The sequence below is a fragment of the Halorhabdus rudnickae genome, assembly GCF_900880625.1.
In the GTDB taxonomy this organism is placed as follows: Archaea; Halobacteriota; Halobacteria; order Halobacteriales; family Haloarculaceae; genus Halorhabdus; species Halorhabdus rudnickae.
This window is the reverse complement of record NZ_CAAHFB010000001.1, coordinates 1751395-1767139: the sequence shown is the minus strand read 5'-3', so window position 1 is coordinate 1767139 and position 15745 is coordinate 1751395. Positions and strand designations below refer to the sequence as shown.

Genomic DNA, 15745 nt, shown 5'->3' with positions numbered 1-15745 from the left:
CCTCACAGATCCGGCTGGCCGCCGTATTCGAGCCAGATCTTGCAGGTCCCCTCGCTAGAGACCATACAGGCCCCGACGGGGTCCTGGGGCGTACATTCCTCGCCGAAGAGTTCACACTCGTCGGGGTCGGCCTGCCCGGCCATGATGTCCCCGCAGATGCAGTCTTCGGTCAGGGGATCGGCTGCGCCCGGGTCGACATCGATGTCGAAACGTTCGCGGGCGTCGAAGTGAGCGTACTCCTCACTGAGGACGAGGTTCGCGTCGGGAATTTCGGCGATCCCGCGCCACTCCCCGCTGGTGGTGTCGAAAACGTCCCACATGATCTCCTTGGCCGGGACGTTGCCCTCCTCGGACACACAGCGGGGGTAGGCGTTCTCCAGGCCAGCCTCGTCGTCCCGGATAAACTCCAACAGCCTGGCCAGGGCGAACAGCACGTCGATCGGTTCGAACCCACCGACGACGGCTGGGGTATCGTACTCGGATACGAAGTCCTCGAAGAGACCATAGCCCGTGATCGTCGCAGCGTGACCTGCTGCGAGGAAGCCATCGACGTCGGTGTCGGGCATTTCCGCGACGACCTCCATCGCCGGCGGCACGTACTTGTGGGCCGAGAGGACCGAGAAGTTCTCTGGCGGGTCAGACGTGAGGACCGCGGCGGTCGGCGCGGCAGTCGTCTCAAAGCCCGTCGCGAAGAAGACGACATCCTCTTCGGGCTCTTCCTCGGCGATCTCGGCGGCTTCGCTGGCACTGTAGACCACCCGGACGTCCGCGCCCTCGTCTCTGGCGTCCGCGAGGCTCTTCTCGGTGCCGGGGACCCGGAACATGTCCCCATAGGTCGTGACCACCTTCCCGTCTTCGGCCAGCGCCACGGCCTCGTCGACCTCGGGCATGTTGGTCACACAGACCGGACAGCCTGGACCCATCCGGACTGTCAGGTCGTCGGGAAGGATCGAGCGCAGACCGAACTTCGCGATGGCCTGCTCGTGGGAGCCACAGACGTGCATCACGTTGACCGGCTCGCCGATGTCGTCCATCAGCGACTGGAGTTCGTCGGTCAACTGCTCGGCCTTCTCGGGGTCACGAAACTGGAGTTCGTCGTCCCCGCGATCGGCGTTTGTCGCCATCTATCGGCCCTCGATCCCGAGCTGTTCGCCCTCCGCCGCCCCGATCTCCTCGCGGGCCTCATCCTCGTCGCCCTTGAGGAACGACTCGTAGATTTCCATCGTCTCTTCGACCTCCTCGTCGGGGATCTTCCGGATGGCGAAGCCGGCGTGATTGAGGATGTGATCTCCCACCTCGACATCCTCGTCAACGACGTCGATCCGGACCGTCTTCTCGACGTCCCAGAACTCGGCGCGTGCTTCCTGCCCGTTTATCTCGACGATTTCTCCCGGAATGCCTAGACACATGTACTATCACCTGGATCTGTGTTGTCGTTCGCGCGGCATGGTTCCGTCGGAACCGGTCGATCCGGCTGCCGGCCGGTGTCTGTCTGCGACTTGGAATTGCTCCGTTGGGGACCGCCGGGGCACCCGGATCTCATACGAGAAGACAGGGCATCACGACACTTGACTATGAGCCCTCTTCTCGCCCGCTGATAACAAGGATGATCATCGATGCGGAAAACGGTCGGGCCGAACGTCTTCGCCGAGGCAAGGTATTATGCGCGACGTTGCCATTCTCTGTAGAAATGGACCGATCGTCCCTGGTTGGCGCACTTATCCGTCGGGTTTCGGTCGGCGGGTTGGTGATTTCGCTCGTGGGGTTCGCGCTGACCCGTTTCACTGTCACGTTCACTGTCGACGGTGATCTCCTGCAGTTCGTGGTCGCAGGGCTGCTCCCGTTGACGCTGGGGCTTGGCCTGTCAGCGTTCGGCGTCGCGTTGGCGGTCGGCTCCTTCGAGCGGGTGTACGTTCGGACGACCGCCGTCTGGACGATGATCGGTACGGGTACGATGTTCGTCCTCGTCGTCCTGACACTCGTCGGGTCGGGCATCGACACCATGACACGCATGGGCACCATCAACGACAGCACGTACCTCTCGAACTTTCTGATCGGCGGGGCGATCGGTGGCGCGTTGACGGGGCTGTATGCGGCCGAAAACCGCAAACAGCGCGTTACACTCCGGCGACAGGCCGACCGGCTGGAAGTCCTCAACCGGAGCCTGCGCGATCGCGTTCTCAACGCCGTCCTGGTAATCGACGGTCAGATCGGCGTGCTCGCCGATCGCGACGACCCCGAACTCCGCAAGCAGGTGGTTGGGACGGTCCGCGACCAAGCCGACACCATCCAGCGCACCGTCGACGACGTGAAGTATCTCGCGCGGTCGAGTGCCGCCGCTCAGAAGGGACTCGATGCGACCCGGATCGGGAATACTCTCGATGAGGCGATCGCCTCCGTCGACGCGGACCATCCCGACGTTTCCATTGAGGTGGTCGATCGCCTCCGGGACGACGTTTCGGTGTGGGGCAACGTCATGCTCGAACGTGGGCTCGAACACGTCCTCGTCAGGGCGGCCGAGAGTGGCGCCGAGCACGTCGAAGTCGCCGTTGACGCCACCGACCAGGAGGTTCGTGTCCGTATCAAGGACGACGGGGCCGGCCTGACCCCGGCCCAGCGCGAGATCTTGGAGGAGGGAGCTAGCGGGGACTACGACGACCCCTTGGTCGGGTTCGGGCTCAACGTTGTCCGGCTGGTGATCGATACGCTCAACGGGGAGATCGGCTGTGCCGAGGCTGAGGGGTCGACGACAGTCGAACTCAGCCTCCCGATCGCTGACGCCGAAGTCCACCCCGGCCAGTCGACGGCCACTGACGTTCGGGCCTACGGTGTCCCGACTACGACGCTTGGCCTGACAGTCGTGGTCTCGCTACTGGCCGGGGTGACGATGGGGCTGGTCGGGCAGGCGACCTCCGGGGTGGTGCCGATCATCGGTGCGCTGTACGGCAACATGAACGCGGTCGTCGGTTGGATTACCCACGAGTTCCACAGCGTCGTCTTCGGACTCGTCTACGCCGGCGTCCTCGCATCAGTCCCCGATCGCTATGCGGAGGACTGGCGGTGGTGTCTGGCGGTCGCCATCGGCTGGGCGGTCGTCCTCTGGGCGCTGGCCGCCGGGGTGATCATGCCGCTGTGGCTGGGACTCGTCGGGGTCCCGTCGCCAATCCCGATGCTTGATCTTGCCGGACTGCTCGGGCACTTGGTCTGGGGGCTGACTCTCGGCGCTCTCATCGTCGGCGGACAGGCACTGAAAGAGCGGACCGCGATCGATAATGACTCCTGATCCGATTTTTCCGGTCGAAGCGCTTTCGCCGGGTTAGCTCGGGTCAATGCAGCCTTCGAAAGCGACTGTCTCGTTGCGATGACGAGACTGGTCAACAGAGGCGTCGATCGATCGTCCCGTCAGATCGGATTTCGGGCCGCTCCGGAACGTGACTTATAGAGGAGTTATGCAACAAGAGTGGAATGAATTACTGAGTTTCTGCGAGTGAAGCTGTGACTGAGACGGAAGATACTGTCAGTACTGCCGAGGCTCTTACCGAACCCAGTGCAAACAACCACCGAATAAGGAATATTGTCACTAGTTATTGTACAGGATAGAGAGCGTGTAGTCAGCAAAGAACTGCTGGTCAGATACTGAACTCCACCGTAGGCATGAGCCTGTGTAAGACTCCAATCAATCAGTATGATATTCGAATGCTCAAAATGTAGGTTACTGATGTCACTGAACTCGGATGGAGTGACGAATTCAAGAAATCAAAAATGAGATGTGGCGACTGTGACCACGAATGTAAGTAACTGAGATGAACGCTACAACCCCCGGAGGATTATTGCTGTCTCTCTAACGCGGTAATTTAGACAACGTGATCACACAACTTGCAAGTACTTCCGTTGTCCAGTTGAGTTCACTCACTCACGACCAAGACGTGCCTTCTATTCAACATTCACCACTGTGACAGATTCCAGATGAAGGATTTGAGCAACTACGAGACTTAGAGCGTCTATCCAGCACGGGAGGGCGTCGCACTGGCGAATACGACCGGCCCGAGGGAAACAAATATGCGACGCTGTTCTGTAGTAAATTCAATGATAGCTCTGAACTGCCCCTTCGATCTCTCGACCGGGCGGTCAGTGATTACATCACTTCGACGACATAATCATGAGTGGTGGAGAGGTGAGCAAGATGTCTGACCGGGATACGACACTGGCCGACGAGCCGCCTCGGCGGCGACTGCCTCCCGCGTTTACCCGCCGGGGCCTCCTGAAAATTACTGGGAGCGTCTTCGCCGGCGCGGCGGGCCTCACACAGGGGGTCGGCGGGGTGACCGCTACGGACGGCGGCGAACTCTGGTCTTTCGAAACCGGAGGGGAAGTCCATTCGTCGCCGACTGTAGTAGACGATACCGTCTTCATTGGGAGCGACGACAACCACGTGTACGCGCTTGATGCGGCGGACGGTACCGAAGAGTGGTCCTTCAAAACCGGGAACGTAGTCCGGTCGTCGCCGCAGGTAATCGACGGTACCGTCTTTATTGGGAGTGAACTCGGAGACGAGCGCGTGTACGCGCTCAATGCGACGGACGGGGCCAGACTATGGCGCTTTGATACCGGTCAGCCGATTTACTCGTCGCCAACAGTGGTCGACGGCACTCTTTTTGTGGGTGATCTCTACAATGGACTGTACGCGATCGATGCCGAGACCGGCACCGAAGACTGGTTCTTCAAAACGGACTACCCGGTTGAGTCATCACCGACGGTGGTTGACGGCACTGTCTTCGTGGCGAGTGGCGGTACACCGGTCGGAAGTAACGGCTACGTGTATGCGCTTGACGCCGAAAGCGGCACGGAACAATGGCGCTTCGAAACCGGAGATAAACTGCGGTCATCACCGACGGTGGTTGACGGTACTGTTGTCGTCGGGAACGACCTTGGGGGCAACCGTGAGGGCGGTGGGGTACACGCGCTGGACGCCGATGACGGTACTGAACTGTGGCACTTCGACACCGGCCAAGTCCGGTCATCGCCGACGGTGATCGACGGCACCGCCTTCGTGGCGAGTGACGACGGCTACGTGTACGCGCTCAGCATCGAGGACGGCACCGAAAACTGGTCTTTCAAAACAGGAGCGACATTTTGGTCGTCGTCGGCGACAGTAGTCGACGACACTGTCGTCGTGGGGAGCGGCGACGACAACCACGTATACGCGATCGACGCCGAAGATGGAACCGAGAACTGGTCCTTTGAAACCGGGGACTCGGTTTGGTCGTCGCCGACGGTAGTCGCCGGCACTGTCTTCGTCGGGAGCGACGACGGCCACGTGTACGCGCTCGACTGCGGAGTCGAGGGATCGAGTGAGGGATCGCGGACACGGCTGGGAACGCTTGGGCACCATCACACCTGGGCAGACCAAGACCTTACTGTTGAGACAACTGATTTGTTCCCAGATCCGGGCTACGCCCTGCCGGCGGGCATCGCTGGACTCGGCGCGGCATACCTCTACCGGCGCCGGGCAGCCGACGACGAGCTACCCAACGAGTAGTCACACCCTCGACATCTTGGGACAAGTCCTCGACAGCTTCGAAATCGCGCGGTTGTGGAGCGAGCAACCCACTTAGCATGTCCCAGAAGGCATACGCACCAAGATAGTCAATCAGACGCCGATACGAGGTTTCTTCGGGCAACGTTGACCGCACGCCGAGCCGCTCGACTTCGGTGATCGGTTTTGAGTATGACAAGAAGCGGAAGTTTGTCGCCCAGTACGGCACAAGCTTCCATGTCGCGGCTTTGTCCGCGACCAGCTCTCGCCTGCCGTTATCGGACTTATCGAATCATTGCCCCATTCCGGCAGTACGCATACGCCGAACGTAGTGAGGCGTTTCCCTGCGAGCGAACCGTCGGCTCGCGAGCAGATGTTTTTGGTCCAGCTTTTTGCAAGAAGGGGTGCCGATAGGCACCCCTCCGCAGTAAAAAGGTGGTGTAGTGGGGCCGCCGAGATTCGAACTCGGGTCCGACGCACCCCATGCGCCGAGGATACCGCTACCCTACGGTCCCGTGATTTGGACAACGATGGAGCCAGAGTTAAGGCCTTCGTTTCGCCGAAAGGGTCGAACCTTGCTGACACTGGCCGGCAGTGGTGTATTCCATCGTTGGCAGTGCTATGGAGCTTCGACTGGAGGGCAGCGAAGTGCGGGACGGCAGACGATAGTTATTCCCCGTCCCAGTCGATGAGCCTTCGTCTATACTAACACGCGCTCGAGGTCCACGACAGTCCCCGATTCGGCGTCGGGATCACCGATCAGGTGACCGAGACATACCACGGCACCGTTCGGCGTGTAGCAGGCCACCAGCGGTTCGGCGTCGGGACCGAGGCACGCGTCGGCATCGATGACGCCGGGGGCGTACACCGGTGCACCGTCTGCCACCGCTTTGGCTGCACTCTCAGCGATCGTCACCGACGGCAGGTCGACCAGCGCACGCTCGGCGGGTTGGACGACTGCTTCGAGTGCTACGGGGTCGTCGTCCTCGCGGTACCACGCCAGTGCGTCGGCGAAGTCGTGGAGCGTTGCCAAGTCCCGGTCGTCGAAGGGCCCGGTCCCGACGCGTCGGAGGTCGCCCATGTGTGCGCCGGTCCCGAGCGCCATCCCGATGTCGTGACAGAGCTTGCGGATGTATGTCCCGCTCTCACAGCGTACCCTGAGCAGGGCTTGGCGCTGTTCGCTCTCCAGCACCGCTAGATCGATGATCTCTCGGACGCGCAGCCGGCGCACGACGGCGCTCTTTTTGGGCGGCTTCTGGTAGATTTCGTCCTCGAAGTCCGCTGCGACCCGTTCCAGATCGGGCTGGTTCACGCGGTCGTGTACCTCCAGCACTGCGACATATTCCTTCTCGCTGTCGTCGAAGACCTGCGCCATTCGCGTCGCGTCGCCGAGCAGCATCGGCAGACACCCAGTCACTTTCGGGTCGAGCGTCCCGGCGTGGGCCGCCCGGTCGACGCCGGCCAAGTCACGCACCCAGGCCGCGACCTGGTGGGCGGAGGGGCCAGGTGGCTTATCGAGGTTGAGCACTCCAAACGAAAGGAGTTCGGCGGGCGAGCGTTCGGCGGGCGGACCACGCAGGGCCATTAGAAATCGTAGGAGACGCCCTCGACGGGGGCTTTGCCTTCGTCACCGTTCTGCTCGTAGGACTCGACGGCGTGCAGGACGACGCTCAACACGCCCTGGGGGGCCCAGCGGGCAGTGTTGATCGCCAGGTCGTAGATCGAGAGGTCCTCGATGTCGATGCCGTAGTACGCCTCATAGCGCTGGGCCTCGCTTTCGCCGCGCTCTCTGGTTTCGGTTTTGGCTTGCTCGATCTGTTTGTTCTCCCGCTGGGCGATCCGGTCGGCCCGGACGTCCAACGGCGCGTCCAGCCAGAGCTTGAGATCCGCATAGTTCCCGGCCATCCACCCGGCCAGTCGTGATTCGAGAACGAGATCGTCGCGGTCGCGCGCGATCGTCCGCAGGCGACGGTCGAGGTCGAGGTCGATCGCCTCGTCTTCCTCGGCTTGCTTGTTCAGTTCGAGGGGCGTCATGTCCTGTTCCTGGGCGAGCGACCGGAAGATGTCGCCGCCGCTGACGTGCTCGTAGTCCAAGGCGTCGGCGAGACTCTCCGCCAGCGTACTCTTGCCGCTGCCGGCAGGGCCGGAGACGGTGATCAACATACTCGGTATGCGAACGGCGCGGTAAAAAGGCGTGTGTCTCGCGGCAGAACGCCGCCATGTACGGCCGATTAGCCGAGTCTCGCCGATCAGGTCGGCGAAGTCTGGACGTTCAATGCCTTGCGGACGATCTGGCTGAACGATAGCGAGCAGATGAAGTACCAGAACAGCCAGGCCGGCCAGGGACCGAGCGTCCCGGCAGTCCAGCTGCTGATCTCGCCGAACAGCGGCATGACGATCGCGACTCCCGTGACACCGAGATCGCCGCTTCCGGTCCGCCAGTACAGCCACAGGAACACCGGGATGGTCAACAGCATGATCCAGACCATCGGACGGAACTGCTGTTTGAACATGCCCATCTGGTTGCTCATCATCTCCATTTGCTCTTGCTGGATGCGGTCGAGTTCCTCCTCGTTGCCCTCTTCTTTGGCGCGTTCGCGGCGCTCCTGGAGTTCCTGCATCTTCTCTTGGTGTTCACCCATCCCGCTCATGTCCATGAGATTGTCCTGTAGCAACGCCGACCAGAGGCCAGTCAGTGTCGCCAGTACCAGGATCACCATGTAGAAGGGCAACATCGCTTCCATCGGCCCGAGGACAGTGTCCAGAACGGTGCCGACGGTGGTCTTGATCGAGGGGATCGAGTAGCCGGCGATCAACGAGACGGCGCCGACGCCGGCGAGCTTGTCCCAGGTCGACCAGCCGCCACCGTCGTCCTCGTCGGGGTCGGCGTCCTCTAGGGCATCGTGGACGCCGTCGGGATCGTTGATGACGAACCCGTCGCCGTCGGCGTCGGTCAGCAGCCCTGTTTCGATCAGTCGTCCCCACTGGCCGCTCGAGAGGTCGTCGCTGACGTCGCCCCACGAGACAGTCCCCTGCTCTTCGGCCGCAGCCAGCACTGTCTCGATGGCCTCCTCCATGCTTGCGTCCTCGGCCACGAGACGATCTATTTTCTCGCCTGTCCGTGCCATCGTAAACCCTCTAACGGGCGCAGGTAAATCAACTTTGTATTTTCCAACGACGCGACCCCGGTTGGTCCGTCGTTCAGATAGCGCTCTCGACGGCCGCCTGCAGGTCATTCCAGACGTCATCGAGGGACTGTTCGCCATCGATTTCGACGAACGCGTCCCGATCGCTGTAGTAGTCGATGACGGGTTCGGTGTTCTCCGCGAATACCTCGAGGCGATTGCGGACCGCTTTCTCTTGGTCGTCCTCGCGCTGGATCAACTCGCCGCCACACTCGTCACAGACGCCCGCTTTCTCGGGCTGATCGAATTCGACGTGGTAGTTCTCCCCACAGTCCGAACAGACTCGACGACCGGTGAGACGATCGACGAGTTCGGCTTCGGAGACCGACAGCGAGACGATCACGTCCAGTTCCGTCATCGATTCGAGTTCTTCGGCCTGGTCGAGATTTCGTGGATACCCGTCGAGGACGAAGCCGTCCGCGCTCGTCAGGGCTTTCTCGACGATGGCGTTGACCACTTCGTCGGGGACGAGTTCGCCTCGATCCATGTACTCACCGGGTGTGTCGTATTCCAGGCCGAGATCCGAGATATCCATTTCCTTGTTCGAGCGGAGTGCATCGCCCGTCGTGACGTGCTCGACGCCGAACTCGGAGACGAGGTTCGAACTCTGTGTCCCTTTACCCGCGCCTGGCGGCCCTAACAGCAGAATTTTCGGCTGACTCATGAGCGGAGGTTCGCCACCGAGAATTAACTATGTGACGTTTGCCGATTGGCCTCGACAGTGTCTCAAGGCGACGGCGAATTGGAGACAGCTTCTCGGCTGTGTTGATTATCTCAAAGTCCGTTGTGGATCTCTGTGGAGCCAAGGCGGCCAGGTCACTGACGTTCGTCGAGCATCGCCGTGGCGTCTTCGACTGATTCGGTCACGAAGACATCGTATCCCTCCTCGGACGACGCTTCTTCACCGATCCGTTCCCACTGAAATTCGGCCGTGACCGACTCGCCGGTGACGCGGACGACAGTATCCATACCGAGTCGGCCTGCCTGTACCGCTCCTTCTTTCAGGTCCGCTTCGTCGTCGTCTGCCGCCGGCTTGAATTCGGAAATATCATTGATGAGGCCCCAGCCTTCATCGAGTTGCTTCGCTCCTTCAGCCATCTCGTCGATGATGGCTTCGATTTGGCTCTTGTCCAGTTGCCCCTCCAGCGTGAGTGTCATTCGATTCCGTGCTGTGTCCACTTCGACATCGTAGCGACCCATGTTCTAATATACACCACGAACTGTGATATGTTTTGTCATCCCATGCCATTTGCGTTTTTCAGGTAGAGATCGGCCCCCGTCGGCGATCTATATGGGAATTCCTTAACCACGTTCGAGTACAATCCCCGGCGATGAGCGATCTACTCGCACGGGCCGCCCGCGGTGAGCGTACCGAACGGCCGCCGGTGTGGCTGATGCGCCAGGCGGGACGGCATCTCCCGGAGTATCGGCGCCTTCGGGAGGAGTACGACTTTCTCGAAGCCGTCACGACTCCCGAGGTGGCCGCCGAAATCACGCTCCTCCCCTGGGATCGCTATCGTCCCGACGGGCTGGTGATGTTCTCGGACATCCTGACGATCCTCGAACCGCTCGGCTTTGCGTACCACATCGAGTCCGGGAAGGGCCCAGTCATCGACGAGCCTGTTTCCGACCCGGCGGACGTCCCGGACACCTACGACGACATCGAGGAGTCACTCGATTACGTCGGCGACCTGCTCGATCGACTCGACGCCCGGGTCGGCGATGAGACCGGCCTCATCGGCTTTGCCGGTGGCCCGTTCACGCTTGCCTCCTATGCTATCGCCGGCCATCCCACCCGGAACCACTACCCCGCCCGCCAGTTCAAGGCTCGCCACCCCGAAGCGTTCCGTGATTTGCTCGGAACGTTCGCCGACGCTGTTCGCGAGTTCCTCCAGTACCAGGTCGATCACGGTGCGGACGTCGTCCAACTGTTCGATACCTACGCCGGAGTCTTGCCCCCAGCGGACTACCGGGAGTTCATCCAGCCACTCCACCGAGAGATTCTGGCCGACGTCGACGCGCCGACGATCGTTTTCGTCCGGAACATGGGCGGTCGACTCGATCAACTTGCGGCGACGGGGGCGGACGTGGTCAGCTTAGACTGGACTGTCGAGATGGGCGCGGCTCGCGACCAACTGGGTGACCGACCCGTCCAGGGGAACCTCGATCCCTCGGTCCTCTTTGCCGATCCAGAAATAGTCCGCGAACGCACGCGTGAAGTGATCGAACAGGCCGGACCCCGGGGACATATTCTTAACTTGGGCCACGGTGTCAACAAAGATACGCCCGTCGCAGCCGTTGAGGCATTCGTCGAGACGGCGAAGTCCATCGAGCGCTGAGCAGTTTCATCAACCGCTCAGGCTTTGTCGTCATCGTCGTTTTCGGGAAGCTGGTTGACCGCTTTCAGCCACCGTTCTTTGGCCATCCATCCGGGCGAGAGCGGTCGGTGGTGGACGTTGCCGGGCGGGGGAAACTCAACTGTGTCCCGGCCGGTCTTTATCCGCCAGAGATGGACTACCATCGCAACGGCGACCCCGACAAACAGCACTGCCAGCCCGAGGTTCGCAGGACCGTCGAACGGGTATAGTATGGCCCCGACGAACACAAGGAACCCGAGAATCGTGACCGCATAGAGGGAGAGTACAATCAGCCGCCCCGTAATTTCGACTGTGCGGGCCATCGGTCACGTAGATCGTTCGTCTCCATTGGTATAACCGCTGTCACTCAATCGGCGCGTTCAGACACATCGTTCCCGGCTCGTCCCGACACTGACACTGCCGGAACTGGTAGACTGCGGGGTCGAAGTCAGCGAGGAAGGGTTCGACAAGATCCTCGAGCACGCCGACGAAACGATCATCGTCGTGGGGTATCGGCACACGGTGGAACTCTAAGCCTGCCGCGTTGGCTTCCTCCGCGAGTTCGACATCGAGTTCCGAGAGGGTCTCGCTCTGTTCGTGCATGAAGCTGATCGGCTCGACGACGACGCGTTCGGCGTCGACGGTCTCGATGACGTCCTCGATCTCGGGTTCCGTCCAGGGGATATCCCGGTTCTCGTGGTTCTGGTAGCCCAGTTCGTACGAATCGACATCGAGCAATCCAGCCACCGTCTCGACGTACTCGGTGACGTAGGTGTCATAGCGGCTCCCTTCCTCCGTGAGGTAGTACTGGGGTGTGCCGTGGGCTGAAAACACGAGGGTCGTCTCGGGGTCTGTCAGATCGACACCACGCTCCTCGGCGTAGGCTTCGATCGCGTCAGCCCGCAGGCGGGGGTAATCGGGGTGGCGGTGCCAGCCCGAGATTTCCTGGAGTGCGTCGAACTCACGTTCGTCGGCGGCCTTGCGGAGTTCTTCCAGTGCGTCGACGGTCGTCGAGGGGCCACAGAGTGGGTAGATCGGCAGGCCGATGATCTGCTCGTGGCCGTCCTCGATCGCAGCGTCCAGTGCGTCCTCGATAAACGGCTCGGTGAACTGCATCCCGATGTACGTCTCGACGTCGCGACCGCGCTCTTGGAGTCGTTCTTGCAGTGCGTCGGCCTGCTCACGAGCCTGGCCGTTCAGGGGCGAGCCGCCGATCTCTTCGTACTCCTCGATCAGCGGCCCGGCCCGGCGCTCGGCGAGTTCGCGCGACCGTTCGCGGGCCTCGGCTTCCGTCGTATCGCCCTCGATCTCGCGGTTGTTGAAGAAGATGCGCTCGAGATACGAGACGACGGCCTCGCGTTCGGGGGTGGCCGGTTCGCCGAAATTCAACAGCAGGATGGCACTCGACATGACTCACAGTTACGGCCAGATCGGAATAGATGTTTGCTTGCCGGCGGAGCGATCCGGACGAACTCTGGACTCGGTGACCGCTCAGGCCGCCCCGTCGCGAAACCGCTCGATCGACCGTCGGTGACGTCGTCGTAATCGTCGTCCCCACTAACCGAGCGTGCCCTCGACTACTCTCGCAGTCGCGAGTGCGAAGGTTTCCCCCAGCCGGGGTTGTACTGGGGGATGATCATCAAGCCGTACTCTATATTTTCATATATCGATTAAACAAGTGTTGTGTCGTCATCAGGATCGTATTTGAAGTCATGTGGTCGTCCATGCTCGTCATCAATATCTGGTGGATTCTTAATAGTGTCTTCTCGACTATTATATGAGGGGGATATCTACATCCCATGTTCCCTTCCCTCCCTATTCTTCCGTCCATTCACCCACGTCGGCATCACCCACTTTGCCTCCGGCACCATTGATATCTCTCCACATTTTGAATTGGCCGGTCTGTCCCTTCTGAATAGGAATAGCGAATCGCCAGTCATGAGCCCACATCGATATCTCTTGGGTGGTGATGTATGCCGTTTCTTCGAATTCGTACGAATATTCGTCGGTTGAACTAGATTCTGAGTCATGGTTCTCTGACATACCGTCAAGTACGCTTGCTATGCCGAGAACAGAACTGGTGCCGACTAATGCAGCAGCTACACCCCCTGACAATGCACTTGCGGTGATTCCTAATACAACGCCCGCACCACCCAAGATTGCACTTGCATCGCAACCTGCATTTGGATCTGCCTCCTCCAGAGCTTCTTTTCCCTTCGTGTATTCTGTCAATTCTCCTTCCGGAACACTATGGTTTTCAGCCGTCGAAATATGTGGTCCTCCAAATTTCCCACTAGCATCTGAAAGATCGAAATTACTGTGCCCTCGATTTTAGACGAGATTCATACACGCACAGGGAGACGTTATGCCTGATTGTTGTTGTATAATTCCGAGGATAACGCGAATACAAGAGCGGCAATTATGAAAATGATCGTTACTAGATGTTTCGGACCAAGTAGCAGAGCAACTCCGTATGAAGCAATCAGTACGATAGCGATGATTTCTTTCCGTTCTAGTTCCCATGACATGCATTGTTCTTGTATGATGATTTATTGGTTCTCATAGTAAATATTCCTTTTGTGTTCTTATTTTGGATATGGCTGGAAGAGCCTGATAACATCGGAATATCGGCCAGTTTGAGCGGTCGTTCCACACTCAGTCCACAGTGGTATCGCCCTCAACCATGCGGTAGATGCGTTTGAGATACGAGACGACAGCCTCACGTTCGGGGAGGGCCGGTTCGCCGAAATTCAACGGCAGGATGGGTGGGGGCGACATGCGACGTCGTAGGGGGCGGATCGGAAAGGGGGTTGCTTGCCAGCAGTGAGCGCTGTCCGGTCGAGCAGTTCAGTCCGGGCGGACAGTCAGTGATGGGAAATACGACCCATAGAATCCTTCGTCGAATGTAATCAGGGCATCAGCCTCGGTCATCGCGTGGCCGCCGATGAGGAAGTCAGCGGCGACGTGCTGGCGCGGGGACAGTGACGTCCCGCAATGCTCACACTCGACTGTCTGTTCCGTCCCGCAGGACGGACACTGTAGGCCGTCCGGTCGCCGATCGACGTACTCGCGGAAGCGATCGCCGGCCGCGAACAGCGCTCGACGTGACGGTTCGACGAGCCGAATGCTCATGTCTTCGAGGAACCGGTCGAGCGCCGATGCGTCGTCGAACGTTCCGTCGGCCGCCAGCTCTGCGTAGACGATCGGCGTGATGACGACCGCACCTTGCTCGTAGGCGTCCCTGAGCGCAGCCTCGCTTTCGTCTGCGTGTTCGTCGTCGTATAACAACGCGATCAAGGCGTTCGTATCGACAGCGGTCCTCACGTCTCATCCTCCGACATTGCGCCCGATCCGCCGTCGTCGGTTTCCGGTGTCTCCTCTCGCGGGTATTCTCCGCGGAGGCGCCGCATTCGCTCCGGCATCGTCTCGTCGCTCTCGGCCCGTCCCCGATACGTCTCGAAGGGATCCCCTCCTGTTTCGGTGGTCGGCGCTTCCTTCCGGATCTCACAGCCCTCGTCAGTCCGCTCGAAAGAGATTTCATCACCCGGTTCGATCCCGAGCGCCTCCCGAATCTCCTTCGGGATCGTGACCTGTCCCTTGCTGGTGATGCGCGGCATTGTGGTAATAACTTAGTCGTAATACTGTAAAAGTATTACTCCGGACCATTCCTCACGACCGCCAGTAGGCCCGCGTGAGGAGGACGAGCACGGGAAAGATCTTCAGGTGGCCGATCCACAGCAGGAAGATAGCAGCAGCTTCGAGGTGTCGGGGAACTAAAGGACCTAAAATCGCTGAATTTCGGCCAGATGGGAGAGTGCTTGTTTGGGCATGGTGAAATACGGCCCGTTCCCGAACCCAAAATTTATATTCATATAGAAAACATTATTATCTAACAATGGATGATACCCGGTTGATGGCTTACTGCTTGGTATCTGCAATTGGAGGGTACATTGTATATCGCGTGTTCCACCCCTTCTCAAATGGAATGTCGATATATCTTTTTACAGTGTTATTTTTTCTTGTCTTGCTTGGATTTCAAGAATATCGCGAGACGACTATTGATAACAATTGATTATGTGCCCACATTCTATAAAGATCGATTCTTCATTCTAGAATCAGATTAAGTAAGACAAATACAAGTGCTGTTATCAGCTAGATTTTAGTCTTTTCTCATCTTAAATTCATTAAGTACGAACCGATGTCTCGGCCCTATCTCCGGAGGGAGGCTTTTGGAATTATATAAGTCTGCATACGTTTCATTCATAAATGCACCCGCGTTGGTGAATATCTCAATCCCGATATCATATTCTGTTCCAGCGTCTAATTCAATACCATTAACTGATCTTTTCTCATCATCCGATCCTCCTGATATATCACATACTTTGTGCTTAGACAGTCCAAAGCTGTCCCGAACAATCACTGATAATTCTGCATTTGCCAGGAGGAGATCTGCGTTTTTAAAATAGTCGACACTGACTTCGTAGTCTCCATCTTCGTCTGGTGTATATTGCGTGAAAAGCCTAGCTGTAGCATTTGCATTACCCGCAATAAGTGCCTTAGACCAAAGATGGATTTTATTTTCAATAGTGTCAATGGACACATTATTCTTAGAGTTTAATGAGCTATTCTTCTCTGATTCTTTCTCATCTAATGATAGAGTAACCATA

The 15745-nt window shown here is 59.1% G+C and carries 17 protein-coding genes and 1 tRNA gene; 3 read left to right on the top strand and 15 right to left on the bottom strand.

Annotated elements, in window-relative coordinates; all coding sequences use genetic code 11:
- Window positions 1–2: 2 nt before the first annotated feature.
- Together hypD and BN2694_RS08930 are read right to left on the bottom strand one after the other, a co-directional pair.
- Window positions 3–1124 (bottom strand): hydrogenase formation protein HypD, encoded by a 1122-nt coding sequence (hypD, locus tag BN2694_RS08935; protein ID WP_135664158.1) that lies wholly within the window; start codon window positions 1122–1124, stop codon window positions 3–5.
- Window positions 1125–1409 (bottom strand): HypC/HybG/HupF family hydrogenase formation chaperone, encoded by a 285-nt coding sequence (locus BN2694_RS08930; protein ID WP_135664156.1) that lies wholly within the window; start codon window positions 1407–1409, stop codon window positions 1125–1127.
- Between the two features lie 338 nt (window positions 1410–1747).
- On the opposite strand from BN2694_RS08930, the gene BN2694_RS08925 reads away from it, so the two are divergent.
- The gene (locus BN2694_RS08925; protein WP_167879995.1) at window positions 1748–3283 is read left to right on the top strand and encodes an ATP-binding protein; all 1536 of its coding nucleotides are present in this window, start codon (window positions 1748–1750) and stop codon (window positions 3281–3283) included.
- Between the two features lie 900 nt (window positions 3284–4183).
- On the top strand, window positions 4184–5539 hold the full coding sequence (locus BN2694_RS08920; RefSeq protein WP_167879994.1) for an outer membrane protein assembly factor BamB family protein: 1356 nt from the start codon (window positions 4184–4186) through the stop codon (window positions 5537–5539).
- A gap of 441 nt (window positions 5540–5980) precedes the next feature.
- On the opposite strand, the gene BN2694_RS08915 is transcribed toward BN2694_RS08920, so the two are convergent.
- The 6 genes from BN2694_RS08915 to BN2694_RS08890 form a co-directional block, all read right to left on the bottom strand.
- Window positions 5981–6051: transfer RNA gene (locus BN2694_RS08915), tRNA-Pro, on the bottom strand.
- A gap of 185 nt (window positions 6052–6236) precedes the next feature.
- Window positions 6237–7121 (bottom strand): RNA-guided pseudouridylation complex pseudouridine synthase subunit Cbf5, encoded by an 885-nt coding sequence (locus BN2694_RS08910; RefSeq protein WP_135664149.1) that lies wholly within the window; start codon window positions 7119–7121, stop codon window positions 6237–6239.
- The gene (gene cmk, locus BN2694_RS08905; RefSeq protein ID WP_135664147.1) at window positions 7121–7699 is read right to left on the bottom strand and encodes a (d)CMP kinase; all 579 of its coding nucleotides are present in this window, start codon (window positions 7697–7699) and stop codon (window positions 7121–7123) included. The genes BN2694_RS08910 and cmk overlap by 1 nt, the downstream gene beginning before the upstream one ends.
- 86 nt (window positions 7700–7785) lie before the next feature.
- Window positions 7786–8664, bottom strand: coding sequence for a DUF106 domain-containing protein (locus BN2694_RS08900; RefSeq protein WP_135664146.1), 879 nt, complete (start codon window positions 8662–8664; stop codon window positions 7786–7788).
- Window positions 8665–8737: 73 nt separating this feature from the next.
- A complete protein-coding gene (locus tag BN2694_RS08895; protein ID WP_135664144.1) occupies window positions 8738–9385 on the bottom strand; it encodes an adenylate kinase in 648 nt (215 codons plus the stop codon).
- A 152-nt stretch (window positions 9386–9537) separates the two neighbouring features.
- The gene (locus BN2694_RS08890; RefSeq protein WP_135664142.1) at window positions 9538–9921 is read right to left on the bottom strand and encodes a hypothetical protein; all 384 of its coding nucleotides are present in this window, start codon (window positions 9919–9921) and stop codon (window positions 9538–9540) included.
- A gap of 131 nt (window positions 9922–10052) precedes the next feature.
- Here BN2694_RS08890 and hemE point away from each other — a divergent pair, with 131 nt between their 5' ends.
- Window positions 10053–11060 carry a uroporphyrinogen decarboxylase gene (hemE, locus tag BN2694_RS08885; protein ID WP_135664140.1) on the top strand — a complete coding sequence of 336 codons (1008 nt, stop codon included), beginning with the start codon at window positions 10053–10055 and terminating at the stop codon, window positions 11058–11060.
- Window positions 11061–11077: 17 nt separating this feature from the next.
- Here the strand turns inward: hemE and BN2694_RS08880 are convergent, their stop codons facing one another.
- The 7 genes from BN2694_RS08880 to BN2694_RS08855 all read right to left on the bottom strand — a co-directional run bounded on the left by BN2694_RS08880 (window position 11078) and on the right by BN2694_RS08855 (window position 15744).
- A complete protein-coding gene (locus tag BN2694_RS08880; RefSeq protein ID WP_135664138.1) occupies window positions 11078–11401 on the bottom strand; it encodes a hypothetical protein in 324 nt (107 codons plus the stop codon).
- 40 nt (window positions 11402–11441) lie between these two features.
- Window positions 11442–12488, bottom strand: a complete 1047-nt coding sequence (gene hemH, locus BN2694_RS08875; RefSeq protein ID WP_135664136.1) for a ferrochelatase — start codon at window positions 12486–12488, stop codon at window positions 11442–11444.
- Window positions 12489–12893: 405 nt separating this feature from the next.
- Window positions 12894–13310, bottom strand: coding sequence for a hypothetical protein (locus BN2694_RS08870; protein ID WP_135664134.1), 417 nt, complete (start codon window positions 13308–13310; stop codon window positions 12894–12896).
- 423 nt (window positions 13311–13733) lie between these two features.
- Window positions 13734–13856: a hypothetical protein gene (locus tag BN2694_RS17915; protein WP_280176671.1), complete on the bottom strand. Its 123-nt coding sequence runs from the start codon at window positions 13854–13856 to the stop codon at window positions 13734–13736.
- A 69-nt stretch (window positions 13857–13925) separates the two neighbouring features.
- The gene (locus tag BN2694_RS08865) at window positions 13926–14402 is read right to left on the bottom strand and encodes a type II toxin-antitoxin system VapC family toxin (protein WP_135664132.1); all 477 of its coding nucleotides are present in this window, start codon (window positions 14400–14402) and stop codon (window positions 13926–13928) included.
- The gene (locus BN2694_RS08860) at window positions 14399–14695 is read right to left on the bottom strand and encodes an AbrB/MazE/SpoVT family DNA-binding domain-containing protein (protein WP_135664130.1); all 297 of its coding nucleotides are present in this window, start codon (window positions 14693–14695) and stop codon (window positions 14399–14401) included. Before BN2694_RS08860 ends, BN2694_RS08865 begins: the two co-directional genes overlap by 4 nt.
- A 542-nt stretch (window positions 14696–15237) precedes the next feature.
- Window positions 15238–15744: a hypothetical protein gene (locus tag BN2694_RS08855; RefSeq protein ID WP_135664128.1), complete on the bottom strand. Its 507-nt coding sequence runs from the start codon at window positions 15742–15744 to the stop codon at window positions 15238–15240.
- Between the last annotated feature and the right edge of the window lies 1 nt (window position 15745).